This is a genomic window from endosymbiont of Acanthamoeba sp. UWC8 (assembly GCF_000730245.1).
In the GTDB taxonomy this organism is placed as follows: domain Bacteria; phylum Pseudomonadota; class Alphaproteobacteria; order Rickettsiales; family Midichloriaceae; genus Jidaibacter.
This window is the reverse complement of the sequence record NZ_CP004403.1, coordinates 470,575-492,736: the sequence shown is the minus strand read 5'-3', so window position 1 is coordinate 492,736 and position 22,162 is coordinate 470,575. Positions and strand designations below refer to the sequence as shown.

20 protein-coding genes and 1 tRNA gene are annotated in these 22,162 nt (G+C 35.4%); 4 read left to right on the top strand and 17 right to left on the bottom strand.

The window, feature by feature from the left end; translation table 11 throughout:
- Position 1 precedes the first annotated feature (1 nt).
- Together xth and I862_RS02365 are read right to left on the bottom strand one after the other, a co-directional pair.
- Positions 2-793, bottom strand: a complete 792-nt coding sequence (gene xth / locus I862_RS02370) for an exodeoxyribonuclease III (RefSeq protein WP_038538546.1) — start codon at positions 791-793, stop codon at positions 2-4.
- A 35-nt stretch (positions 794-828) separates the two neighbouring features.
- A tRNA-Asn gene (locus tag I862_RS02365) sits at positions 829-903 on the bottom strand.
- 243 nt (positions 904-1,146) lie between these two features.
- On the opposite strand from I862_RS02365, the gene I862_RS02360 reads away from it, so the two are divergent.
- Entirely contained in the window at positions 1,147-1,905 is a 759-nt protein-coding gene (locus I862_RS02360) for a type II secretion system protein (RefSeq protein WP_038538543.1), read from the top strand.
- 133 nt (positions 1,906-2,038) lie between these two features.
- Here the strand turns inward: I862_RS02360 and I862_RS02355 are convergent, their stop codons facing one another.
- The 9 genes from I862_RS02355 to I862_RS02325 all read right to left on the bottom strand — a co-directional run bounded on the left by I862_RS02355 (position 2,039) and on the right by I862_RS02325 (position 9,415).
- Entirely contained in the window at positions 2,039-2,677 is a 639-nt protein-coding gene (locus I862_RS02355; protein ID WP_038538541.1) for an ankyrin repeat domain-containing protein, read from the bottom strand.
- A gap of 127 nt (positions 2,678-2,804) precedes the next feature.
- Positions 2,805-3,692, bottom strand: coding sequence for a YihY/virulence factor BrkB family protein (locus I862_RS02350; RefSeq protein ID WP_052646329.1), 888 nt, complete (start codon positions 3,690-3,692; stop codon positions 2,805-2,807).
- Positions 3,682-4,569, bottom strand: coding sequence for a bifunctional 5,10-methylenetetrahydrofolate dehydrogenase/5,10-methenyltetrahydrofolate cyclohydrolase (locus I862_RS02345; protein WP_038538538.1), 888 nt, complete (start codon positions 4,567-4,569; stop codon positions 3,682-3,684). The genes I862_RS02350 and I862_RS02345 overlap by 11 nt, the downstream gene beginning before the upstream one ends.
- A gap of 24 nt (positions 4,570-4,593) precedes the next feature.
- Entirely contained in the window at positions 4,594-5,598 is a 1,005-nt protein-coding gene (locus tag I862_RS02340; RefSeq protein WP_038538535.1) for an NAD(P)/FAD-dependent oxidoreductase, read from the bottom strand.
- Positions 5,585-6,424, bottom strand: coding sequence for an alpha/beta hydrolase (locus tag I862_RS02335; RefSeq protein WP_084173767.1), 840 nt, complete (start codon positions 6,422-6,424; stop codon positions 5,585-5,587). The genes I862_RS02340 and I862_RS02335 overlap by 14 nt, the downstream gene beginning before the upstream one ends.
- A 174-nt stretch (positions 6,425-6,598) precedes the next feature.
- Positions 6,599-8,041, bottom strand: coding sequence for a WH2 domain-containing protein (locus I862_RS02330; protein WP_038538529.1), 1,443 nt, complete (start codon positions 8,039-8,041; stop codon positions 6,599-6,601).
- 89 nt (positions 8,042-8,130) lie between these two features.
- On the bottom strand, positions 8,131-8,286 hold the full coding sequence (locus I862_RS08380) for a hypothetical protein (RefSeq protein WP_158499251.1): 156 nt from the start codon (positions 8,284-8,286) through the stop codon (positions 8,131-8,133).
- 221 nt (positions 8,287-8,507) lie between these two features.
- Positions 8,508-8,753, bottom strand: coding sequence for a P-loop NTPase family protein (locus I862_RS08690; RefSeq protein WP_199398819.1), 246 nt, complete (start codon positions 8,751-8,753; stop codon positions 8,508-8,510).
- Positions 8,754-8,776: 23 nt separating this feature from the next.
- The gene (locus I862_RS02325) at positions 8,777-9,415 is read right to left on the bottom strand and encodes a signal recognition particle receptor subunit alpha (protein WP_199398818.1); all 639 of its coding nucleotides are present in this window, start codon (positions 9,413-9,415) and stop codon (positions 8,777-8,779) included.
- A 124-nt stretch (positions 9,416-9,539) separates the two neighbouring features.
- On the opposite strand from I862_RS02325, the gene I862_RS02320 reads away from it, so the two are divergent.
- From I862_RS02320 to I862_RS02310, 3 genes are all read left to right on the top strand, one after another.
- The gene (locus I862_RS02320; RefSeq protein WP_038538527.1) at positions 9,540-9,902 is read left to right on the top strand and encodes a hypothetical protein; all 363 of its coding nucleotides are present in this window, start codon (positions 9,540-9,542) and stop codon (positions 9,900-9,902) included.
- 2 nt (positions 9,903-9,904) lie between these two features.
- The gene (locus tag I862_RS02315; RefSeq protein WP_038538524.1) at positions 9,905-13,603 is read left to right on the top strand and encodes a baseplate multidomain protein megatron; all 3,699 of its coding nucleotides are present in this window, start codon (positions 9,905-9,907) and stop codon (positions 13,601-13,603) included.
- Between the two features lie 159 nt (positions 13,604-13,762).
- A complete protein-coding gene (locus I862_RS02310; protein WP_038538521.1) occupies positions 13,763-14,287 on the top strand; it encodes a hypothetical protein in 525 nt (174 codons plus the stop codon).
- 54 nt (positions 14,288-14,341) lie between these two features.
- On the opposite strand, the gene I862_RS07810 is transcribed toward I862_RS02310, so the two are convergent.
- The 6 genes from I862_RS07810 to I862_RS07805 all read right to left on the bottom strand — a co-directional run bounded on the left by I862_RS07810 (position 14,342) and on the right by I862_RS07805 (position 22,085).
- Positions 14,342-15,082 (bottom strand): pilus assembly FimT family protein, encoded by a 741-nt coding sequence (locus I862_RS07810; protein ID WP_052646328.1) that lies wholly within the window; start codon positions 15,080-15,082, stop codon positions 14,342-14,344.
- Positions 15,083-15,215: 133 nt separating this feature from the next.
- The gene (ftsZ, locus tag I862_RS02300; protein WP_038538518.1) at positions 15,216-16,607 is read right to left on the bottom strand and encodes a cell division protein FtsZ; all 1,392 of its coding nucleotides are present in this window, start codon (positions 16,605-16,607) and stop codon (positions 15,216-15,218) included.
- A gap of 151 nt (positions 16,608-16,758) precedes the next feature.
- Positions 16,759-17,181 carry a hypothetical protein gene (locus I862_RS02295; RefSeq protein ID WP_038538515.1) on the bottom strand — a complete coding sequence of 141 codons (423 nt, stop codon included), beginning with the start codon at positions 17,179-17,181 and terminating at the stop codon, positions 16,759-16,761.
- Positions 17,182-17,359: 178 nt separating this feature from the next.
- Positions 17,360-19,126, bottom strand: coding sequence for a hypothetical protein (locus tag I862_RS02290; RefSeq protein ID WP_038538513.1), 1,767 nt, complete (start codon positions 19,124-19,126; stop codon positions 17,360-17,362).
- Entirely contained in the window at positions 19,126-21,399 is a 2,274-nt protein-coding gene (locus I862_RS02285; RefSeq protein ID WP_038538510.1) for a VirB4 family type IV secretion/conjugal transfer ATPase, read from the bottom strand. The genes I862_RS02290 and I862_RS02285 overlap by 1 nt, the downstream gene beginning before the upstream one ends.
- Positions 21,400-21,527: 128 nt before the next feature.
- Positions 21,528-22,085: a septal ring lytic transglycosylase RlpA family protein gene (locus I862_RS07805; protein ID WP_199398817.1), complete on the bottom strand. Its 558-nt coding sequence runs from the start codon at positions 22,083-22,085 to the stop codon at positions 21,528-21,530.
- Between the last annotated feature and the right edge of the window lie 77 nt (positions 22,086-22,162).

Below are 22,162 nucleotides of genomic sequence, written 5' to 3'. Positions count from 1 at the left end.
ATTATAAATTAGTAAGCTTGCAAAAAATAGGAGCGTGATCGGAAGCTTTTTCCCATCCTCTCACTTCGGAATAAACGCCGGCACTTTGTAAATGATTTGCAACATTGGGGGAAACCAAAATTTGATCTATACGCATGCCCTTATTATGCTGCCATCCGCTGCTTCTGTAATCCCACCAGCTATACTCATGGCTAAGCGGATTAAGCACTCTAAATGAGTCTTTCATTCCCATATTTAAAAGTGATCTAAACGATTTTCTTTCCTCTAAATGAAAACCTAGGCTTCCGCCTAACTTTTTCGGGTCGTAAACATCCATATTTTCAGGCGCAACGTTATAATCTCCCCCTGCAACCAACATTTCATCCTGTATCATTATCTGCCGATAACGTTTTTCCAAAGCTTTATAAAATCTAAGCTTAAAAGCAAACCTTTCCGAATCAACTTCAGTGCCCTGAGGAACATATACTGAAGCAACTCTTAAGTTTAACCCGTGTACCCGGGTAAAGCACTCTATATACCTGGCATGCTCTTTAAAATCAGGTTCTGTAATAAGATCAATGAAAATATCTTCAATAGGAGACTTACTTAATATTGCTACTCCATTATAAGATTTTTGCCCATGTACTGCTATATTATAACCGAGTTCTTCAAGTTCCAGAAAAGGAAAGTTATGCTTTTCACATTTGATTTCCTGAAGTAATAAAACATCAGGTTGATTAGCTTCAATAAACTTTATCAGATGTAAGAGACGAGATTTGACTGAATTGATATTCCAACTGACTATTAGTGCCATTAATATACCCAAAGCTAGCACTTATTAACAAAAGATGGCTCCCCGGGCCGGATTCGAACCAGCGACCAAGCGGTTAACAGCCGCTTGCTCTACCACTGAGCTACCGAGGAACATCCAAAAAAGTTTATAGCATATAAAAATAAAAAAGCTAGCATCATTTTTAAAATTTTTTAACAATGGAGCATTTTTTAAATCCATTGGAAGGGTTAGGGAAAATGAGATTATAAACCGGTAAGAAATATAGATTAAGAAATATTAGAGTTTTTCGCAGATAATTTGATATTTTGCTTGCAAAGTTATTATCTCTATATTTTAATTAAAGTATACTACTAGGAAATACTTTGGGAGAGGGTATGAAAGACGTTAATAAGAATTTATTAAATCAAAAAGGTTTTACGCTTGTAGAGCTTTCAATAGTGTTAGTTATTATAGGATTTTTAATTGCGGGGGTATCTGCCGGTAATAATCTTATAAAGCAGGCGCAATTACGTTCAGTAATTACTGATTTTCAACAATACGCAACAACATATAATAACTTTTTGAGCAAATACAGTAAAGTTCCGGGAGATATGGATACCGCATACTACCTTTGGAACACTAACTGTGCTGCATCTTCTGCAATTTGTGTGGGGAATAATAACGGAGTAATCAACTACGATAATGCTTCAACTACTAATAATGAAGTTAACAAAGCATGGAAGCACCTGCAACTGGCCGGTATGTTGAATGCTAATATTGTCGCTGTTACTGCAACTACAACTGCTATAGGAACAAATGCTCCGGCTAGTAAAATAAGCGGAGGAGGATATATAATGGCCGGTAATATTACACCATTTTCTTCAACAACCAATGCAGTGTTTTTAGGGGCGCCGCTCGCATCTGATACTTTGCTTACCGGGATACTCACTCCTGACAGTGCATGGAGTATTGACCAGAAAATGGATGATGCGGGAAGTGATGCAAGCGGAAATTTTGTTGGTGGGACTTCTGGAATTGTAAGATCTCTTGACGGAAACGGAGCAGCAGTGGGTGCTTGTGTTGCATCGGCAACCGGGTATTATAATATGACAACTACCTCATCTGCATGCAGAATAGGTATGGCCTTAAATTAATTAATATTAAAATTATAAAAATTTAGCTCACTGTTTTTATTTAAGAATAGTGAGCTTTTTTTATTGTGATCATATTATAAACACTTCTTACTATTAGTTCACGGCTATTTTAAAACTAATATTTTTTTTTAAATTATAAATTACGTAGTTTAATTTCATTTTCTCTGCCTATCATATTTACCCAACTTTTATTACCGCCTTGGTGGATAGAATATGAAAAATTTTTATTTTGGTGCGATATCGGAGCAATCATATTTACTTTAGCCTCTTTTTTTATAAGTAGCTCCATAATAGCTATTTTCTCATTCTCGATCGCAATATTTAAGGCAGTTCTATGTTGATTATTTTCAATATTTATATCAGCACCTTTTCGGATAAGGAATTCGGCTATATCAACTTCTACGGTTAACATTAAAGCAGTATTACCATCGCTATTTCGAGCATTAATATCAGCACCTTTACTTAAAAGTAATTCAACACTTTTAATATCTTCTCCTTCGGCTGCAAACATTAAGGGAGTATTAGCCCTATTATCGGTTGCATTAATGTCAGCACCTTTATTAATTAAAATATTCACTATTTCAGCCATATTGTATTGAATTGCAAGCCTTAATGCCTTATTCTTTATATACTCTGAATATGTGGAGCCGACCTGCTCTAAAAGTTGTTTGGCAACTTCTTCATTAGCATCTTTAATGCTTGAGATTAAATCCGGTTGTATATCGGTCGCATTAAAGTTATTTCGTGAGGTATTTTTTATGTTTTCTTTCATGGTATTAGATAAAGATTATTTAATAGTTAATTTAGCTTAGTATTATAACATAACTATATTAAATAAATATTATAATTAGTAATGAAGCTTTCATTATTCAATTTTTTATTTATCTAAGTTTAAAAAATTAAACTTTATTCTTATCTTTGGTATATAAGTTAACATTTAATCCGAAATTTTTCTCAACCTGATAATTAAATTCAGCCCCGAAAATGAATATTAAGCTACATATATAAAAGTAGAGCAGAGCGATTATTACACCTGCAATACTCCCATAAATTATATTAATTGAAGGAAAGTAGCTTAAATATAACCTAAATAACGCTGAAGATATTGCCCATCCTAAGAGCACTGAAACAGTACCTGGAAATGTCAGGGTGAATTTCATCTTTCTATTTGGTAAATAATAATAAAGCCCGGAAACAAGTATAAAGCCGAATAAGATTAAAATCAGGTAACGGAGCATATGTGTCGGTTTACCTATAAAATTAATCAGCGGGTTATCGTAAATTTCTACAAACATATATACATAATTCCATATCCAAGGCACGATTAACAAGGTAACCAGTAAAATAATAGTTATCATCATTAAGCCGGCAAATTCCAGAAAACTTATCAGACGTCTTTTTAAATAGGTAGCTGTTGTAGTTATCTTATAAGCTTTATTTAAAATAGTACGTAACCCCTCAAATATAGAAGAAGCAGTCCAGAGTGCACTTATAATCGCAATAGTAAGTAAACTTTGTGGAGGACTGGAGGTAATTTCAATAATCCTCGGTTTTAAAGCTTCAATAAAATTAGCCCATGAGCTTTCAAGAATTAAATTAACTAATAGTTCAGATAAGTTCTGCTTGCCGAAAAACCCGACTAGAGCGACAAAAAATACAAGGGTTGGAAAAATAGTCAGCATCAGTAAAAATGCCATGTAACCCGCATGCTCAACCCCTTCGTGATACACAGTGTTATATATTGCTTTATAAAAGCAACGCAAAAGTGTTTTTAATCTATTTTTCATTTTTTTCTTTATCAAGCGATATCTTTTTTTGAGCACATGCAGCTTTAATTGTATTGCCGAGCATACAAGCAACAGTCATAGGGCCTACTCCGCCGGGAACCGGAGTTAAATAGCCGGCGACTTGTTTTACCTCATCAAAATCCACATCTCCGTAAAGTTTTCCCTCTCTTCTTACTATCCCGACATCAATAACACATGCTCCTTCTTTAACCCAGCTTGCCTTCAACATTCCGGGGTTACCGGTTGCAGAAATTAAAATATCGGCTCGTTTGCACTCTTCTTCAATATTCTCAGACTTTGAATGTAAAACGGTTACCGTACAGTTTTCTTTAAGTAACATCATAGCCATCGGCCTACCGACAATCATGGATCTACCGATCACGGCAGCTTTTTTTCCTGATAAGTCTTCTCCGAATATGCGCTTTAAAAGGATAAGCACGCCTTTTGGTGTACACGGTTCAAGGCAATCCCGCCATGAGCTGAGTAATCCGATATTCTTGATTGTAAAACCGTCTACATCTTTTTCGGAATCAATATAATTGATTATCTCATGAGAATCTAAATGGCCGGGGAGGGGAAGTTGCAGTAAAATACCGTGTACGCGATGATCATTATTTAAATGTTCAATTTTTGCAATTAGTACTTTAGAAGAAATTTTCTCAGGCAGGGGGTATTCAAAAATATTTATACCGATTTCCTTTGCTCTTCTTAACTTATGATTCACATAAACTATGCTTGACGGGTCATCACCTACCAAAATTACTGCAAGCCCGGGAGTAAGATGGTGTTTTTCCTTTAAATAATCCACATCAGCTTTAAGCCATGCATAATATTCTTCTGCTATCTTTCTACCATCTATAATTTGGCAATTAGCCATAAAATCATATTCTCTTAATATTTTTTATATTTTTGGTATGCCCTTAGTTGTGGAATATTCAAAATGTAAAGGCTTATTCGGATATACCACAGAATAGACTGAGTGGCAAGCCAACGCTGCTTCCGAGAAACCGGTTAGGATTAATTTCAATTTTCCTTTATAGGTGGCTACATCACCGACTGCATAGATATTCTCTAAGTTTGTAGTCATATTTACCGGGTCAACCGCTATATGTTTTTTATCAAAATTTAACCCCCAATCGGCAATTGCTCCAAGCTCCATTGCAAGCCCGAAAAAGGGTAAGAGTATATCCGCTTCAATAGTTCTTACATTATTATCTAAATCAATAACTTCAATTTCTTTCAGATAACCGTTCTCTCCATGCAGTGCCTTTAACTGATAAGGAATTACAAATTCAATTTTACCTGTCTTGGATATTTCATGCATTTTGTTTATATTCTCAGGTAAAGCTCTGAATTTATCCCTTCTATGTACTACATAAACCTTTTTAGCAATACTCGAAAGTATAATTGTCCAATCAACGGCTGAATCACCGCCTCCGGCTATCACAACCGTTTTATCCCTAAAATCCTCCATTTTTCCTACCATATAGAAAACGCTTTTACCTTCAAAACTTTCTATATTTTCAAGCGGAGGTTTATTCGCACCAAAAGCGCCGCCGCCGGCTGCAATAATGATTGCGGAAACTTCAATTTCCATATCTTGAGAAGTTTTTAACCGCCATCTGCCGTTTTCCCTGCTTATATGACTAACCGTGTTGTTAAGCAGCAGGTGAGGATTAAAAGGTTTTGCCTGGCGATAAAGGTTTTCAATAAGTTCCAAGCCTGAAATGTGTTCAAAACCGGGAATATCATAAATTGGTTTCTCAGGATATAGAGCAGCACACTGGCCGCCCATAAATTCCAACGAATCAATAATTATTGATTTTAAGCCAAGCATGCCGGCTTGAAAGGCTGTAAAAAGCCCGACGGGACCGGCACCTATTATTGCTAAATCACTCTTGATCAACTTCTACCTCAGTATCTTTTTCTAAACTTTTAAAGAAGTTTCTCATTTCAGTAAACACTGTTTTTGAATCATAGTTAGTATGGTTTATACCCGGATAAATAATCAACTTTTTCGGCTCATTTACTTTTTCTATAATTTTTAATGAGTGAGTATGTGGAATAATTTCATCATTATCACCATGAATAATAATTACCGGAACCTTAACTTTTGATATATTGTTAATAGTATCAAAGTTATCTTTGAGTAAATATTTAACCGGAATATAAAAATATATTTCACTGGCTCTATCTTGAATAGTTGTATAAGGAGTAATTAACAGTAAACCTTTAAATTCATGCTTAGCAGCCATTTGAGTGGCGACCCCAGTTCCCAAAGATTCTCCTATAACAATAACTTTTTTGAGGTCATAGCCTTCTTTTTTAATAAATTCAATAGTTGCTTCCGCATCATTAAGGATTCCTTTTTCGGTCGGAAAGCCTTCACTCTTCCCGAATCCCCTCCAGGCAGGAATAATAAATCCATAACCCATTGCATTTAATTCTTTCAATTTATCTATCCTTTGCGGGATATGTCCGGAATTACCATGGTAAAATATTACCATTTCTTTACCCGTATCCGGTTTTTTATACCATGCTTGAATTTTAACTCCGTCTTTGGTAGTTAAAAATATTTCTTCGGTGCCTGGCATGTTATAACTTTCTAAACCGATCATTTCCTGCTCGGGATGATATAATAACGTTCTTTGATTTAAGTAAATATAGCCCATAACTCCTAGATAAAGCACCATACAGGCTATAATAATACGAAATATATTTTTCTTGATCATTACTAACTCTTAAAATTAAAATTCGAGCAATGTTAACAAGTTTTAAAAGCCTGCTCAAGAGAAAGTATATAAACTTTGTTTAGTTATTATATACAAATATGAATAACTTTTATAAAAAAGCTTGGAAATAGGGGGAGATTAATAGCATATAAATTAATAATTTAATTTTTTGTTTTAACGTGAAAGCGGTTTATCATCTTGCCTTTCATTATTTTTTACAGCTGTTTTAAAGCTATTTACCGGATTCTTACTAACTTTATCTTCTATTTGTACTTTTGGATAAATTAAATCAATTATATTTTCTATCAGCTTATAAAAATGTTGTAATATTGAAAAGCTACCGGGAAAATTTTCCGGCTGCAAGTGGTTAGATTCTTGCGAAGATTTTTGGGTATTCTTAACATAATGTATGTTATCTTTATTTACCGGTGAGTGTGCTTTATGGCTGATTTTTGTTTTATTTGATACAGTACCTAAGCTTTCCGCTAATTTTCTATCCTGCTTTTCCTGGAGGTTACGTGCTAGGTGTTCATCTTTTTCTTGTGTATCTAATTTTTTAGCAAGTTTTTTATCTTCTTTTTTCTGAAGTGTTAAAGCCAGTTCATAATCTGATTCCTCTTGCTGGAGCTTCTTAGCAAGCTTCATATCTTTATGTTCTTGTTTGCTTCTCTTTTGTTGCTCGGTTAAATGTGTATTCTTTTCGTTTTTGGAAGTTGTCTTAGTAGAAGCTAAAGATTCTTCCTTATATTGTTGCTTCCCGTCTTTATCAATCATCTCGCTTAGTTTTCTATTACCGATATTGCCCAGCAATCTATTCATTGCACTTAGATCATTTATATTAAGCTTTTCAATATGCTTTTTTATTTCCAATGCTATATCAGATTTTTCTCTATCCGCCTCACGTCTATCAGCGATCATATTATTTACAACTTTTGATACTTTCCCAAGCTCATGAATTTGTGCTTGCTTTGCATCTATAATTTCTTTATTCACCCCTTTCTTTTTAGCAAAAGAGATTTCTTTCATCAATTGCACGGAAAGATCAGTAATTTTAATTTTAATATCTTTGAGCTCTTTTGTAGTTTTCAAATTTAGTTTGAGTTCTGCGGTTTTTTCTCTAAGTTCCAATACGTCTTCATAAGGATTTTTCATTGAGCCTAACTTTTGAGAAATGGATAACTCAGGCTCCTTACCAGGTTTTTGAGGCCGGTTGGTTTCTTGGTGGGATGCCTTTCTTAACTTTCCTTTATTAAAACCTTGAATTGCTGATAATAATGCAGAACGATCTTCATTTTCAGTTGCATCTTTGGCGTTTCCAGTTTCTGTTATCACCATTGAGGAAATTGCTTTACCTTGGTCAAACATTGATTTTAAAGCTTGAGCATCTTCTAATGTAATATCATCAAGTTTTCTAGAAATATTATCTTTCAATGTATTTTGCTCAAGAATTATACTGTTTTCAATTTTAAATTGAGCAATCTTTTTATCTACATATAATTTTCTTGCCTGGAGGTTTTCTTTATATTTATTGTATTCCAGCTCTTTTTGAGGGGTGAGTTTGCCGCTTTTATTTAAATGGTTAAGAGTATTAGTTATAAATAGAAGATCTTCTTGCAATGTATTTTTTAACTTTTCTAAAGGTCGTGTGTTATTTTGGCATTCTTTGTAGGCATCATCGATCTCTTTCTGAAAAACTTCTTTTTCTACTATCTCCAGTTTTTTACTTTTAACAGCAACTTTCCCAAGAGATGCTTTTTTTCACTAAAAGTTTTTTCCGTTTCTTTAATCTCTACTTCTTTGCTTCTTTCAGAGGTTTTATTTAACTTCCCTTTTTTAGCATTTAACTCTTCTAATAATCCCATTATTGCCTTCCATTTTAAATTGCTTATATAAATGTAAAGTAAATATGTTAATATTTAGTTAATATTATTTGTATTTTTATTGTTTTTATAAGAGAAGACTTCCATAAATGCGAAATTATAGCTTATACTATACAAACAAAGTATATTTTAATTAAATAAATAAATTTTAAATATTACTTTTAAATTAAAGAAATAATATTTTTAAGGTAAATAAATAAGACTTATTCTAAGCCGAATAAGCTTTTACTAAATGCTTTAGCATCAAATTGATCTAAGTCCTCGATTTTCTCTCCTACTCCAATTAAATGAACAGGAGTAGCAAACTTTTGAGCGATTGCAACCAATATGCCGGCTTTAGCAGTACCATCCAATTTAGTAACTATAAGTCCGGTAATGTTTACTACTTCTTTAAATATTTCAACCTGAGAGATAGCATTCTGCCCGACGCATGCATCCAGAACAAGCAATGTGTCATGCGGAGCTTCAGGATTTAATTTTTAATAACTTTAATAATTTTAGCGAGTTCTTCCATGAGGTTTTTTTTATTTTGCAGACGTCCCGCAGTATCGATTAATAAAACATCGACTTGTTCGGTAGTTGCTTTTTCTAAAGCTTTATATGCAACGCTTGCAGGGTCTGCTCCCGGTTCTCCTTGAATTAGTTCGCATCCTGCGCGTTCAGCCCAAACTTTAAGTTGAAGATCGGCGGCCGCTCGAAAGGTATCACAAGCTGCAAGTAAAACCGTTTTTCCTTCATTTTTCAGCTTATTGGCAATTTTGCCGATAGTAGTAGTTTTACCGCTGCCGTTTACTCCGCATACTAATATAACTTGTGGTTTACATGTAAATTGCAGCTCTTTAGCAAAGGGAGAAACTATATTTGCTATTTTATCTGCAAGATAAGTTTTAACTTCTTCTTCAGTAATATCTTTTTGAAATTTATCTTTTTTTAAACTTTGGATAAGACCGCTTGCGACTTTTACCCCCATGTCCGACATGATTAAGAGTTCTTCAAGCTCTTCTAAAGTCTGCTCATCAAGTTTTTTAGTAGTGAATATACTAGTTATGCTTGATGTTATATTGCCTGAGGTTTTGCTTAGGCCTTTTTTAATTCTTTCTAACCAACTCATATCAACCAACTAATTTTTTTTGAAAATATAACCATGATAACAATAAATGCAAGAATAGTAGCTGAAGCTCGAAGCTTTTTAAACACTCCCTTCCATCTACAAGGAAGAAAAAAAGGGAATAGGAGTGGATTGTATAGGCCTTATTATAGGTATTGCAGAATCTCTTACCATCTATTCTAAGCAAGGCGGGTTAATTAAAGATTATGATATTTTAAACTATTCTATATTTGATGGAACGCAATATTTAAAAAAGGAGTTAACGCAACACTTAGAGGAAACTAATTTTCTAAATTTAGGCAATATTGTTTTATTTCAAGGTTTGCCGAATTCATACCATTTAGGAATTATTGCAGATTATAGCACAGATAATTTTTCATTAATTCATGCATGTATTAGTAGAAGTAAGGTGGTTGAGCATAGGTTAACCGATGAGCTTAAAAATAAAATTATAAAAATTTATCAATTTGTAAACAGGGGGGGTAATTAAATATGGCTTCAATTATTTTAAGTAGTGTCGGAAGCATTGCAGGTGCAAGCTTAGGAAGTATGGCAGGTATCGGAAGTGCGCTCGGGGCAAGTATCGGTCAGCTGGCCGGAAGTTTTGCCGGTTCATTTATTGATCAAAACCTATTTGGAAGTAAGCAGAATATTAATACTCACGGGAAGCGACTTTCTGATTTAGCAATGCAAAGCTCGGTGTACGGTGAAATGATTAATATACTTTTCGGTAGTGCACTTATTGCAGGAAACATTATATGGGCGACCGATATCAAGGAAACTTCTCATATCAGGCGCCAGACCGGCGGCGGTAAGGGGATGAAAATTAAGCAAACCCATACTGATTACAGTTACAGTATTTCACTTGCAATTGCATTATGTGAAGGAACAATTTCTTCAATTAATAAGGTGATAGCCGATGGAAGAGCGTTAGACCCCACTCTTTATAATATGAGGATTTATCGGGGAGATGAAGCCCAACTTCCAGATCCCTTGATAGAAAGTATACAGGGAATAGGAAAAACTCCAGCTTATCGAGGGGTTGCTTATGTAGTATTTGAAAATTTAGAGCTTGCGGAATTCGGCAACCGTATTCCTAATTTTAATTTTGAAGTAAGAAAGGAAATTAGCTCCGGCGGGGAAGTAGAAAGAGTAGAGGATTTGATTGAATCGATTATTATCATCCCGGGTTGCGGTGAGTTTGTTTATGATACGAATACGCAGCAAAAACTGGATGTGGATTATTATGACGGAGGTTGGATTCAAAGGGGAATGCGACAATCAATTAACCGGAATAACTTATCGGGTAAGGCCGATGCCGTGCTCGCGCTGGATCAGTTGAAAGAAACACTGCCTAATGTAAAATGGGTTGCTCCCGTAGCTTCATGGTTTGCCTCTTCGCTTGATATAAATAATGCAATTATTGAACCGGGAGTCGAATATAAAGCTAATGTGCTGACTACTCCTTCAATGTGGAAAGTTGCCGGATTTACTCGTGAAACAGCTCGGCTTATTACTCAGAAAGAAAGACGTCCGATTTACGGCGGTACTACTAATGATGAAAGCATATCACGCTATTTGGATGAAATGAAATCGAGAGGATTTAAAGTAATGTTCTACCCTATGGTCTTTGTGGATCAAGAGGATAAGCCGTGGCGAGGACATATATCGGGTGAAGCCAAAGATGTTAAAAGCTTTTTTAATAAAAAACGGGGTTATAATGAATTTATTTTGCATTATGCCCGCCTGGTTAAAGGCAAAGTTGATGCTTTTATCATCGGCTCGGAGTTGAAAAATTTAACTTCTGTAAAAACTAAAGATAATAACTTTCCGGCTGTTGAGGAGCTAATAAATTTAGCAGCTAAAGTAAAAGTTATTTTAGGGGAGAAGGTTAAAGTCAGTTATGCTGCCGATTGGAGTGAATATCACCATTCTGATGAGGGGTGGCATCATCTCGATGATTTATGGGCATCACCTCATATTGATTTCATCGGAATCGATGCATATTTCCCACTTAGTAATGAAAAGCACAGTGTATACGATGTTGAGAAATTAATGAAGGGATGGGAATCGGGAGAAGGGTATGATTTTTACTATTCGGATTCAGCTAAAAAAGAAGGAAAGGCAGATTTATCACCCGAGTGGGCATGGAAAAATATAAGATACTGGTGGGAGAACGAGCACTATAACCCAGACGGTAAAAAGACTTCCTGGCGGCCGAAATCTAAAAAAATTTGGTTTACCGAATACGGATTTCCTTCGATAACCTGTGCCTCGAATCAACCTAATGTATTTTATGATCCGTCTACCTCGGAATCAAATGTGCCGATTCATTCCGATGCAAGTATAGACCTTTTTGCTCAGCGTGCCGCAATTGAGGCCACCGAGAAGAAGTGGCGAAATTCCGAGATGATTGAAAATAAATTTTTATGGACTTGGGATGCAAGGCCTTATCCTTATTGGCCTAATTTAAATGATGTTTGGGCTGATGGTGCCTGCTGGGCTAGAGGGCACTGGGTACAAGGTAAATTAGGTATCTCGACTCTTGCGCAAGTGATTATGGAGCTGTTGCAAAGGACTGCATTAAAGCAATCCGATATTGATGTCTCTAAGCTTAATCACCCGATTGAGGGATTTTGTATTACATCACCAAGCAATCTAAGAAATGTGATCAAAATGCTTCAACAAGCTTACTTCTTTGATATTGTTGAGCAGAACCGGCGCCTTACTTTTATGCCGCGGATACATAAAGAAATATATAAAATTGATCCAGATGACTTAGTTGCTACTAAAGTCTCAAGAGATAATATTGAAACAATTCATATAAAAAGAGTGCAGGAAACAGAGCTGCCTCAATTCATTAATATTAATTTCTTCAATTCTTATCGTGATTTTCAGGTTTCTACCGTTCATGCACAAAGATATCACACCTCAAGTCAGGAGCAACTAACCCTTAACTTGCCGATTGTTATGGCTGAGCATATCGCCCGAAGAATTGCTGATATAGCTTTGTTCGGTTCATGGCTTGAGCAGATGCAATATACTTTTACCTTATCACTTAAATATGCATTCCTTAACCCCGGGAATTTAGTTGAAATTGAAGTTAACAATGAAAAGCATTTCGTTAGAATTACTAATATATGTTTCGGTAAAAACCGTGTTTTAAAAGTTGAAGGGGTAGCTGAAAATCTTGATTTATATGATATGAGACCTGATATGGATATCAGTGGTATAAATTCCGTCGATAATAGAATTGCAGAAACTTACCTGGAAATTTTAGATATACCGTCACTGGGAGAAGAAAAAACTAATCAGACGGGTAGGGTACTATTTGCAGCTTGCCCACTGAGCAGCAATTGGAGCGGCTGCACCGTATATTTAAATTTTAATACACAAGAATATAAAGAAATTTGCCGAGTAAAAAGAGCTGCGACTATGGGAGCGGTGTTAAGCACTTTAAATAATGAGGCAATTCCGGGAGTTATTGATCTTGAAAGTTCAGTGACGGTAAATATCATAAGCGGTAGCTTAAAGAGCATAAGCTTTGATGAGTTAATTAACTACGGCAATTTAGCCGTGATAAATAATGAGATTATCCAATTTCAAAATGCTGAGCTTCTGAGTGAGAATCAATATAAACTAAGTAAGTTTCTAAGAGGAAGATTTGGTACCGAAAAAGAGGTCGGTAACCATAGTAGCGGGGATAGGTTTATACTTTTAGATGAAAGTTTAGAATATGTTGAAATGCCTAACCAATATATCGGTAAAACAGCCCTTTATAAAGCAATAAGCTTTGGTGAACTTGAAAATAAGGAAGCCGAGCTTAAGGAGATAACATATCAGGCTAATTGCTTAAAACCTTACAGCCCATGTTATCTTCATGTTGTAAAAGAAGCGGATAACTTAAAAACACTGAAATGGTTACGAAGAACAAGAGGAGAAGGGGAACTAAGGGATAATGTTGATGTTGTGCTTAACGAAGAAAAAGAAGAATATTTAGTGAGAATAACTAATAATGAAGTTATAAAAGAGATAATTACCCACCTTCCTGAGTTAAAAATAGACTTGGAAATTATAAAGATATTAAGAGAGAAAGGAGCTATGGTTAAAATTTCACAACTTTCTCAAACGGTAGGGGAAGGGAATAAAATTTCGGTACCATCTGAGCTTATAAGGCGGCTTACTTTGTAATACTAGTATTTTTATCATACCATCCACATAAATTAAGCATAAAAATTCTCGGAAAGTATACCATTTTTTTTTAAAGGAGTATATTCGGAAAAGATTTATTAATCAGTTTCAGTTTCAAAATAACTTTTTTAATTAATTAATTTAACCGGAGTATAGCTTATGAGAAAAAATTTTATGATGCCGATCTTTCCGGAAAAAGAATATGATGATTTACCCTTTGAGCAGGGTACTTTCTCGCGAGCGTTATGTGAGAAATATAATGTACTAAAGGTTCTAAATAACCAAATAGACACTCAGCTAGAGAAGAAGGTTGAAGGAGCATTTAACATCTTAAAGATAACAAGTTTGCTCAATAAACTATATGATAAAGCATTTAATTATAACAAATCCGATTTTGCTATATGTACTAATATTGTTTCAAAATGTTATAAGGAAAACAGTAGTGCAGAAAACTTCGAACCGAAGTTTAGTAATTGTGTTGAGGAAAATATAGAATATGTTTTATTTAGGGAAGAGTTTAAAACTTATCTGGACGAAGGGCATTGTACTGATAATCTTTCCTATTGCCTGGCTAATAATTTATATGAAATAAAATTAGGCTTTAGTAATATGCCCGCTATGCTAAGCAATATGGGCAGCTCCTTATGGTATAATTTTATTAATAATGATGAAATTTTAGATTAATCTTTTTGTAAAAAAACTTTCTTAAAAAGAATTTTTATTAATGAATAATGTTTACTACCAGGTATTTACCTTCATACCCAGCCTGCATGCAGGGGTTGCGATCGTTATATTATAATAATTGGTGACAGAATTCATACAACTGCCACCACTACCGCTGATAGCTCTCACCATGCCAGTAATACTGCCGCTGTGATTACCGCTGTCGTCTAGTGCACCGTCATCAATTTTCTGATCTATGCTCCATGACTCATAAGGGGTAAGTATACTACCTATCAACATTGTTGAAGGTCGCTCTGACCCTATGAATATTACATTATCTTTATTGGTGTAGGGAGAAAGGTCACCAAAGAACATATAGCCCCCTCCTTTTATCTTGCTGGCCGGCGCGTTAACCCCTATTTTACTTTCTTCAATTCCGTTAGGTATGGCTATATTAGAATTTAGTAAGCCTGCGAGCTGTAAGTGCTTCCAAGCTTTATTTGATTCATCGTTATTGAAAATTATACCATTATTATTTCCATTGCATAACGCCATAGAGGCTGCACATTCAGTACCCCATAAGGAAAAAGCTATATTCGTGTCTCCCGGAACTTTATTATATTTATTATAAAATGTATTATACATCATGGAATATTTTTGAAAATCCTCTACCACCGAACGTAACTGTGCTTGTTTTATAAGGGTGGTGCCGGCATATACCCCGGCAATTAAGAATCCTATTATTATTAATACTATAGAAAGTTCTATAAGTGTAAAACCACTAGCATTAATAAGCTTCTTGTCAGTAGTTGTCATGAGGTGATTCATAACTTTGCTATTAATAATCCATATCCATTAATACCTGGCTATTTTAATGCTTTTAAAAAAAATCCGTAATTATTAAGAGGCTTGTAATAGCCTCTTAAATTATTTTTAATGTTTAAAAAAGTTATTGATTACCTTTTCTTCTTAAGAATGCAGGAATATCAAATAAATCCTCTTTTGAAGGCTGCTTCTGAGATTTCTCGTCATTAGAAGTGTTTTTATGTGCAAAGCTTGAAGTAACTTTACTAAATAAACTGAAAGGTTTAGCTTCTTTGGTTTTATCAGTTGAAGCTTCAGCAGTCGGTTGAGTATGCTCAAAAGATGCATTATCTTCCGCATCCTCTTCCTGATCATTAACCAAGTTTTGAAACTCATATTCTTCAGGTTCAGCCGGTTTTGGTGCTATAAAAGCATTGCTCGTCTGCTGCTGCTCTTCACTTTCAGTCTCCGAGTCATTAGCATAAGTAGTTGTATCAATCGCTTGAGGTTTGGTTATAATATTTTCAGGCTTTTGGTAATTTACATCAGGTTTAGTGCGTTTGATGAAATGTTCGGAATCAATTCCGGTTGCAACCACCGATACCCTGATTTTCCCTTCTAAATCCGCATTGAAAGCAGAACCGAAAATAATATTTGCTTCACCGTCAACTTCTTCTCTAATTCTGTTAGCTGCTTCATCAACTTCAAATAAGGTCATATCCGCGCCACCCGTGATATTGATCAGCACGCCTTTAGCACCTTTCATGGACGAATTATCAAGGAGCGGATTAGAGATGGCATTTTCAGCTGCCTTAATCGCGCGATTTTCACCGTCAGCTTCACCGGTGCCCATCATTGCTTTGCCCATTTCACTCATAACGGTTCTAATATCCGCAAAGTCCAGGTTAATAAGTCCCGGCATGGTGATTAAGTCGGTTATACCTCTTACTCCCGAATGCAGAACATTATCCGCCATTTTAAAAGCATCTGCAAAAGTTGTCTTTTCATTAGCAATTCTAAATAAATTTTGGTTCGGGATCACAATTAATGTATCCACATATTTTTGCATTTCTTCTAAACCGAGTTCGGCAACTTTCATCCTGCGCATTCCTTCAAAATGAAACGGCTTGGTAACAACACCCACGGTTAAGATATTTTTTTCTTTTGCTGCTTTAGCGATGACGGGAGCTGCACCTGTTCCGGTTCCGCCTCCCATACCTGCGGTGATAAACACCATATTCAAATTTTCCATCGCAGAAAGAAGTTCACTCATTGATTCTTCCGCCGCTCCTTTACCGACCTCAGGATGTGAACCGGCTCCTAAACCTTTTGTCGAAGTTGCTCCCAACTGAATTCTGTTACTGGTAAGTGCGTGATCTAATGCTTGTGCATCAGTATTTGCCGCCCAAAAATCCACCCCTTCAAGGTTCGACGTAATCATGTTATTGACTGCGTTATTACCTGCCCCACCAACACCGAATACTCCGATTTTTACTATCATATCCATGTTGTTTGGAAGACTAATACTTAATGCCATAAATTATAACTCTAAATTTTAGATAAAATATTCTCAATTAATAGTAGCATTAAAGGTGATAATTACAACCCCTATTGTTATAAATGCAACACATAATTTAAAGTTTAAATAAGTGCTCCATCTGCTTATTTTATGAGCCGTAAAGTTGCTGTTACCTATCTGTTAGCCCGCAAGCGACTTTTATAGATTTATATAAACGTATATAATAATAAAATAAATAAAATAAACTATTTATTAAAATGAACGAGTTTAATCCCGATTTACTGTTAATGATAAATTCAAGCATTAGCATTTCAATTGATATTATTAGTAGTAAAAGTACAAATCCTTTAACCGCAATTGGTAAGGAAAGGCAAACAACGCGCTCGATAAAAGCTTTATTATCTCCTCGGCGATTAGCTTTAAATATACAAAATAATCCTATTATTTCAACTGATAAAGCTAACAATCCCCCCTTTAAACCGCATATTGTAAAGAGCACAACAGTAACTAAATAGTAATAAAATTTTTCATCTTCATCTATTTCACTATTTCTTAATTGAAGAGCTAGCTTTATGTCATTCCAAAAAATCATTTTTTTAACCGTTGATCGCATAATTATTGTTAAAATATTTAAGGATTTAAAACTCAAAGCGTCACTTTATTATAACTTTAACTACTAATCAATCAGAAGTTTAAATAACCCGGAGTATTATCAGATTAAATCAGATCTTATAACCATAATGTTTTCTATGATCATAGAACCGGAATAATTAAGGAGTTATTATATCAACGCATACCTGGTCTTTTGCGTTAATAAAATCCCAGTCGGATTTCCCGACTAAACTGTCACTTTCGACTAAACACATCTTATCAGGCTTATTAACATCAACAGCGCCGTTATAAATTCCGGGGCACACTGAGAATTCAGCAGTATAATCAGGCTCAGGCATAGCACCTTTCGGATTTTTACATGCCGTAATAGGCGGAACTAAACAGTTAGAAGACCCCGCTCCTCCAGCACAGCAGAGATTTCTGATTCTTTTTCCTGAAGGGACGGTATATGAAGGATACATATCGGAACCTGTGTACCCGTCTTCTCCCACAATTACACTATAAGCGCCGCAACCGTCCGTACTTGCTCTTATAGCAGGAGTTATAATCTTTACTTTGCGATATGTGCCGTTAGCATTAAATTGCGGAATGAATGCAGCAAATTGTACACCGTAAATTTTTGCCGAAACGTCTTGTGCAAGTATAGTTGTAGTTTGACCGTTAGAAGCGGTAAGAATATTTTCATAATATTCTTTTAGCGGAAGGGAATCTTTTTCTTGATTGCCGAATGTCGGGGAGAGCGCAAGCGTCGCATAATTCAAGGTTCCATTAGCCGGCGTTGCGCTTAAACTACCCGCAGCATCAAGCTTATAGGCTATTTTATCACTACCGTAGGCTGCGGCCGAGCCATCGGCATCAATATAAATGATTTCTCCGCTATTAGTTAACTTAACAAAATAATATTTTAGGGCGGGATTTTGTGTAGATTTGCCGCTAACTGTGCCATTAGTGGTAGTATATTCACTGACAATTCCGTAGTTTGATTGACGAGGAGTCGGTCTTGGTACACATCCTAAATAAACTTCATTTGCACAGGAATTTTCCTGACAAACACACACCTGCGAAGGATTATCGGATGGAACTTGCGCGCAATAGCTTATTTTATTTTCCGAGCCCGGGATTTGGTTGCAAGTTTTTAAATTGTCGTAATTTGTAGTATCACCGGGAAACTTATATCTAAGTAGTAGTGTACGTTCAATACTTCCGGCACCGGTTATTTCATTTAAGCGAATCACCGGTTGATCGAATTTACTGCCTAAACTTATATATCCTTGTACTCTATTGCCGTTTACATCAAGTGAATCCTCAAGCCCGATCGTGTCATCAACCATCGGTTCCATTCCGGGTGCGATCGTGTCATTAAAAGTAGGAGGGCCGGGATAAATAGGTCCGTCAACACATCCTATTAAGGAATAATCCCAATTGAAAGTAGGAGAGCACGTGCCCCCGACATCAGACATACAGTAATATCCGCAAATTTTCGTGCGATTTGTATCATTTCTTCCGCTATGCTGATAACCTGCGCCCGGAGCATATGAATACACTGCAACCGTATGACAAAATAACTGTCTTGCATTTGAGCTTAAGCCAAAGTTTTCACTAAGCCGATTATAAAAATCGCTTTCATGAAATGTTGCGCTACGAATATTAGTATCCCAAAGTACACATTCTCCGAAAAATTGAAACCAACACCATTGATGGTAAATTTTATATACGGGACTAAACGCATCAGTATTAACTCTTGCTATTTTCATGCGCTCATTAGTGGTGGGGAAACCGCCTTTACATACTTCCCTCCTCCCCATGGTATCCGATCCCCTTGTCCAATCTGCGCAGGAACCGCTCTCCGAGTAAGCAAAAGATAAACTGATATCAATAAAAATAATAGAAAACGATAAGAAAAATATATATAAAAAAGAACGCATTATTTAAGTACCTCTAATATTTCCGGTAAATCCGCAAGATTAAGCACACCGACAATTGAATATTCTCCCTGTTTTAGCACGAACATTCGGCGCTCAACACTATAAGCTTTAATTTGAGTTAACTCAAATTCATTAAGGCTGAACGAATGCTTAAATTTTTTATCGGCAAATTTATTTGAAGTAAAAATTTGAGTAGCAAACTTATCTAAACAATTTCGCAAACAATCATTATCTAATATTTTATCAGTCGTATCGGTTGAGAAAAAAGCAATTGCATTTTTACTCGTCAGTTCATCAAGCCAGGAGGGAAAGAGCGAGGAAAACACGTTGCTGAAGAATAAGTCATAACATTTATTAAATGCAATAATAGTAGGTCTACCATCGAGAAGTGAAGGTATCTTAAGCAGTAATAATACTAAGAAAGCCTCCTGAATCGGTTTAGACTTGGAAAGCTCCGTTATATCAATACTTAGAATATCCTCTAAAGTGAATAAATCCAAAAAATCCTCATCGAAGAAGTTGGAGTAAATTTCACTATTAAAGTAACTGTTGAAACTGGATTTTATTGCTTCATCTTCTGATTTTTCAATTATACCGCTAAGTAGGGTATAAGGATCCTCATTCTCATTACCTTCGAATAAGCTTTTAGCAAGGGCGGCAAAAAAAGCCTGGTATTGCGCATTATCACTGGCACGGGGATAAATTAAATTAGTTAAGAAATTACTGAACAGTTCTAATTTTCCTCTAAAAAGTTCTTTATCAAAAAGCTTTATTTTAACGGGAGAGAAATCATCCGGGTTCGGTTTAACATATAATCCGCCTAGCTCCTCGATAAATTTTTCGGAATTGCCTTCACCATCAATAAAAATTATTCGTGGATTTAATTTAGTGCTTTGGGTAAGAAAGAACTTCATAAGCACATTTTTTCCGCTGTGTTCATTGCCTATAATTAATGTGTTACCGTTGTTATGATTATGAAAATTGAAGTAATATGGGTTCCCGTCATTGTTTCTAAACAGGGAAATAGCAGGCCCCCACTTACTGCCGCTATAACAGCCTATATTTTTATGATGAATCGAGGTGAGTGCACCGATTAAATTAGTTGCCGTATAGTTAATTCTATCTATAAATCTAAAATTGCCCGGTAGTTGTGACCAGAAGCATTTGGCCATTTTAAAATCTTCTCTTACTGCAACCAGGCCAATATTTTGCAGCACTTCAACGGTTTTGTTTAATTTATCTTGGAAAAAACTCTCATCATCGCTGTATACCAAGAGGGTAACCTGATGAGCACAGTAATCATTATTATTGCCCTTATCTTCATTTAGAATGTCGGCTAAGTCATTCTCTTGGGCTATATCTTGTGCTTTGGCAGCCTCTAAATGAGACATCATTTTTTTATGGTTCTTTAATGCGGTATCTGATGATACGAAGTACAGAGATTCTGAAATTATAAACTGCATGCCAAGCTGGAGCAGCTTATCATATGCACTAACCGAGATATTTTGCGGTTGTTTTAAACTAAATACAGCGCAATATCTTTTAAAATCAGCGCCTTCTATTACCACGGTATTAAATTTATATTTAATTTTAATATTTGCTAAGTATTCGGATAAATCTTTAATCGGTACATGAGCTCTCGTTTGGGTTAATTGCACAAGGTTGTTATATAAAGAAAGGAGTTCAGATATATATCCTTCGTCTTCGGTTTTCTGCATGGCAAGCTTGGTTGAACCGAATCTTTTTAGGTCATCAACCATATTATTGGTGATATTGTGCAACTCTTCACATGCAGCATTTAAGTGATTATAATGTTGGTTTTTAATTAGTGGAAAAATCAAAGTTTTCGGGTCGAAGGTACCGGTTTGAATGTTTTGTCTGATAATGGTTACATATAACGTGTTAACCAACTGTTTATCCCAATTGTTTTTTTTAGCCCACTGTTGGTTTAGTTCTTCAGCAAAGCCAAAAGGCATTTCACCTGGAGGAACCATATTTTCTCTATTTCTAAGCACATGTATATGAACTGCATACTTATATTCGGTAACATGTTTTTTTATTACTTTTCTAAGTTGGTCACGCAAATTCACTTTTTGAAATTCGCTATCATTTGTTTCCAGCCCGGAAATTTTAATTATTTGCAGTAATTCCCCGTTCTTGGTAAGTAGTGTTTCTTTATCGTAATGGCAGGCAATCGGAATAAACTCCGCTACTTTATCTTCAATAAAATATTTCTCATCTTCTATAAAAATGGATCTGTCTTTAAAAAACACTTTAATCTAATTAACAAATTTTCTATCTTCCAATAGATTAAAATGAATATTCTATAGGTCAACAGTATTTTACAAAAAGAATAGATGTAAAAGATAAAAGGAACCAACTATACATATAATCTGCTTACCTACTGATGAGCCTTGATAACCTTCCGCCATTTATTAGCGGAAAACTTTTCAATCTCTCTATGCAACCTTTTTTTTCTGTTAGGAGATATAGCATTGCTTAAGTCCATGGTTTCGTTATGTAGGTATTCTACTTTAACTTTAGCCAACCCTTTTTTGCTGAAACCCAGCACTTCCGCCGCCATTCTTGAAAGGTCAATAACGCGAGGTTCTATATAAGGCCCTCTGTCATTAATAATAACTTTTATTGATTTGCTGTTCTCAAGGTTGGTGACCTTAACTATGCTGTTTAGAGGTAGATACTTATGAGCAGCGGTCATTAAATCAGGATTAAAGATTTCTCCGCTTGCAGTCGGCCTTCCGCCGAATTCACGGCCGTACCATGAAGCAATCCCGGTTTCGGTAAAAGATAATCCGACCACGGGTTTTGCAATTTTTTTCTTTTTATCTATTGATATAACCTGCATTTCTTTCTCAAATAACACTTCATTGTTATTTGCTGTTGCAGCTTGTGAGAATAAGATAAATAAAACAGTAAAAAGCCGAAGGATAATATTCATGCTTACCATAATAAATTTATTTATAAAGCGCTGAATTATACCCTATTTTTCTTTATATTGCAAGCTTTTATCGATCA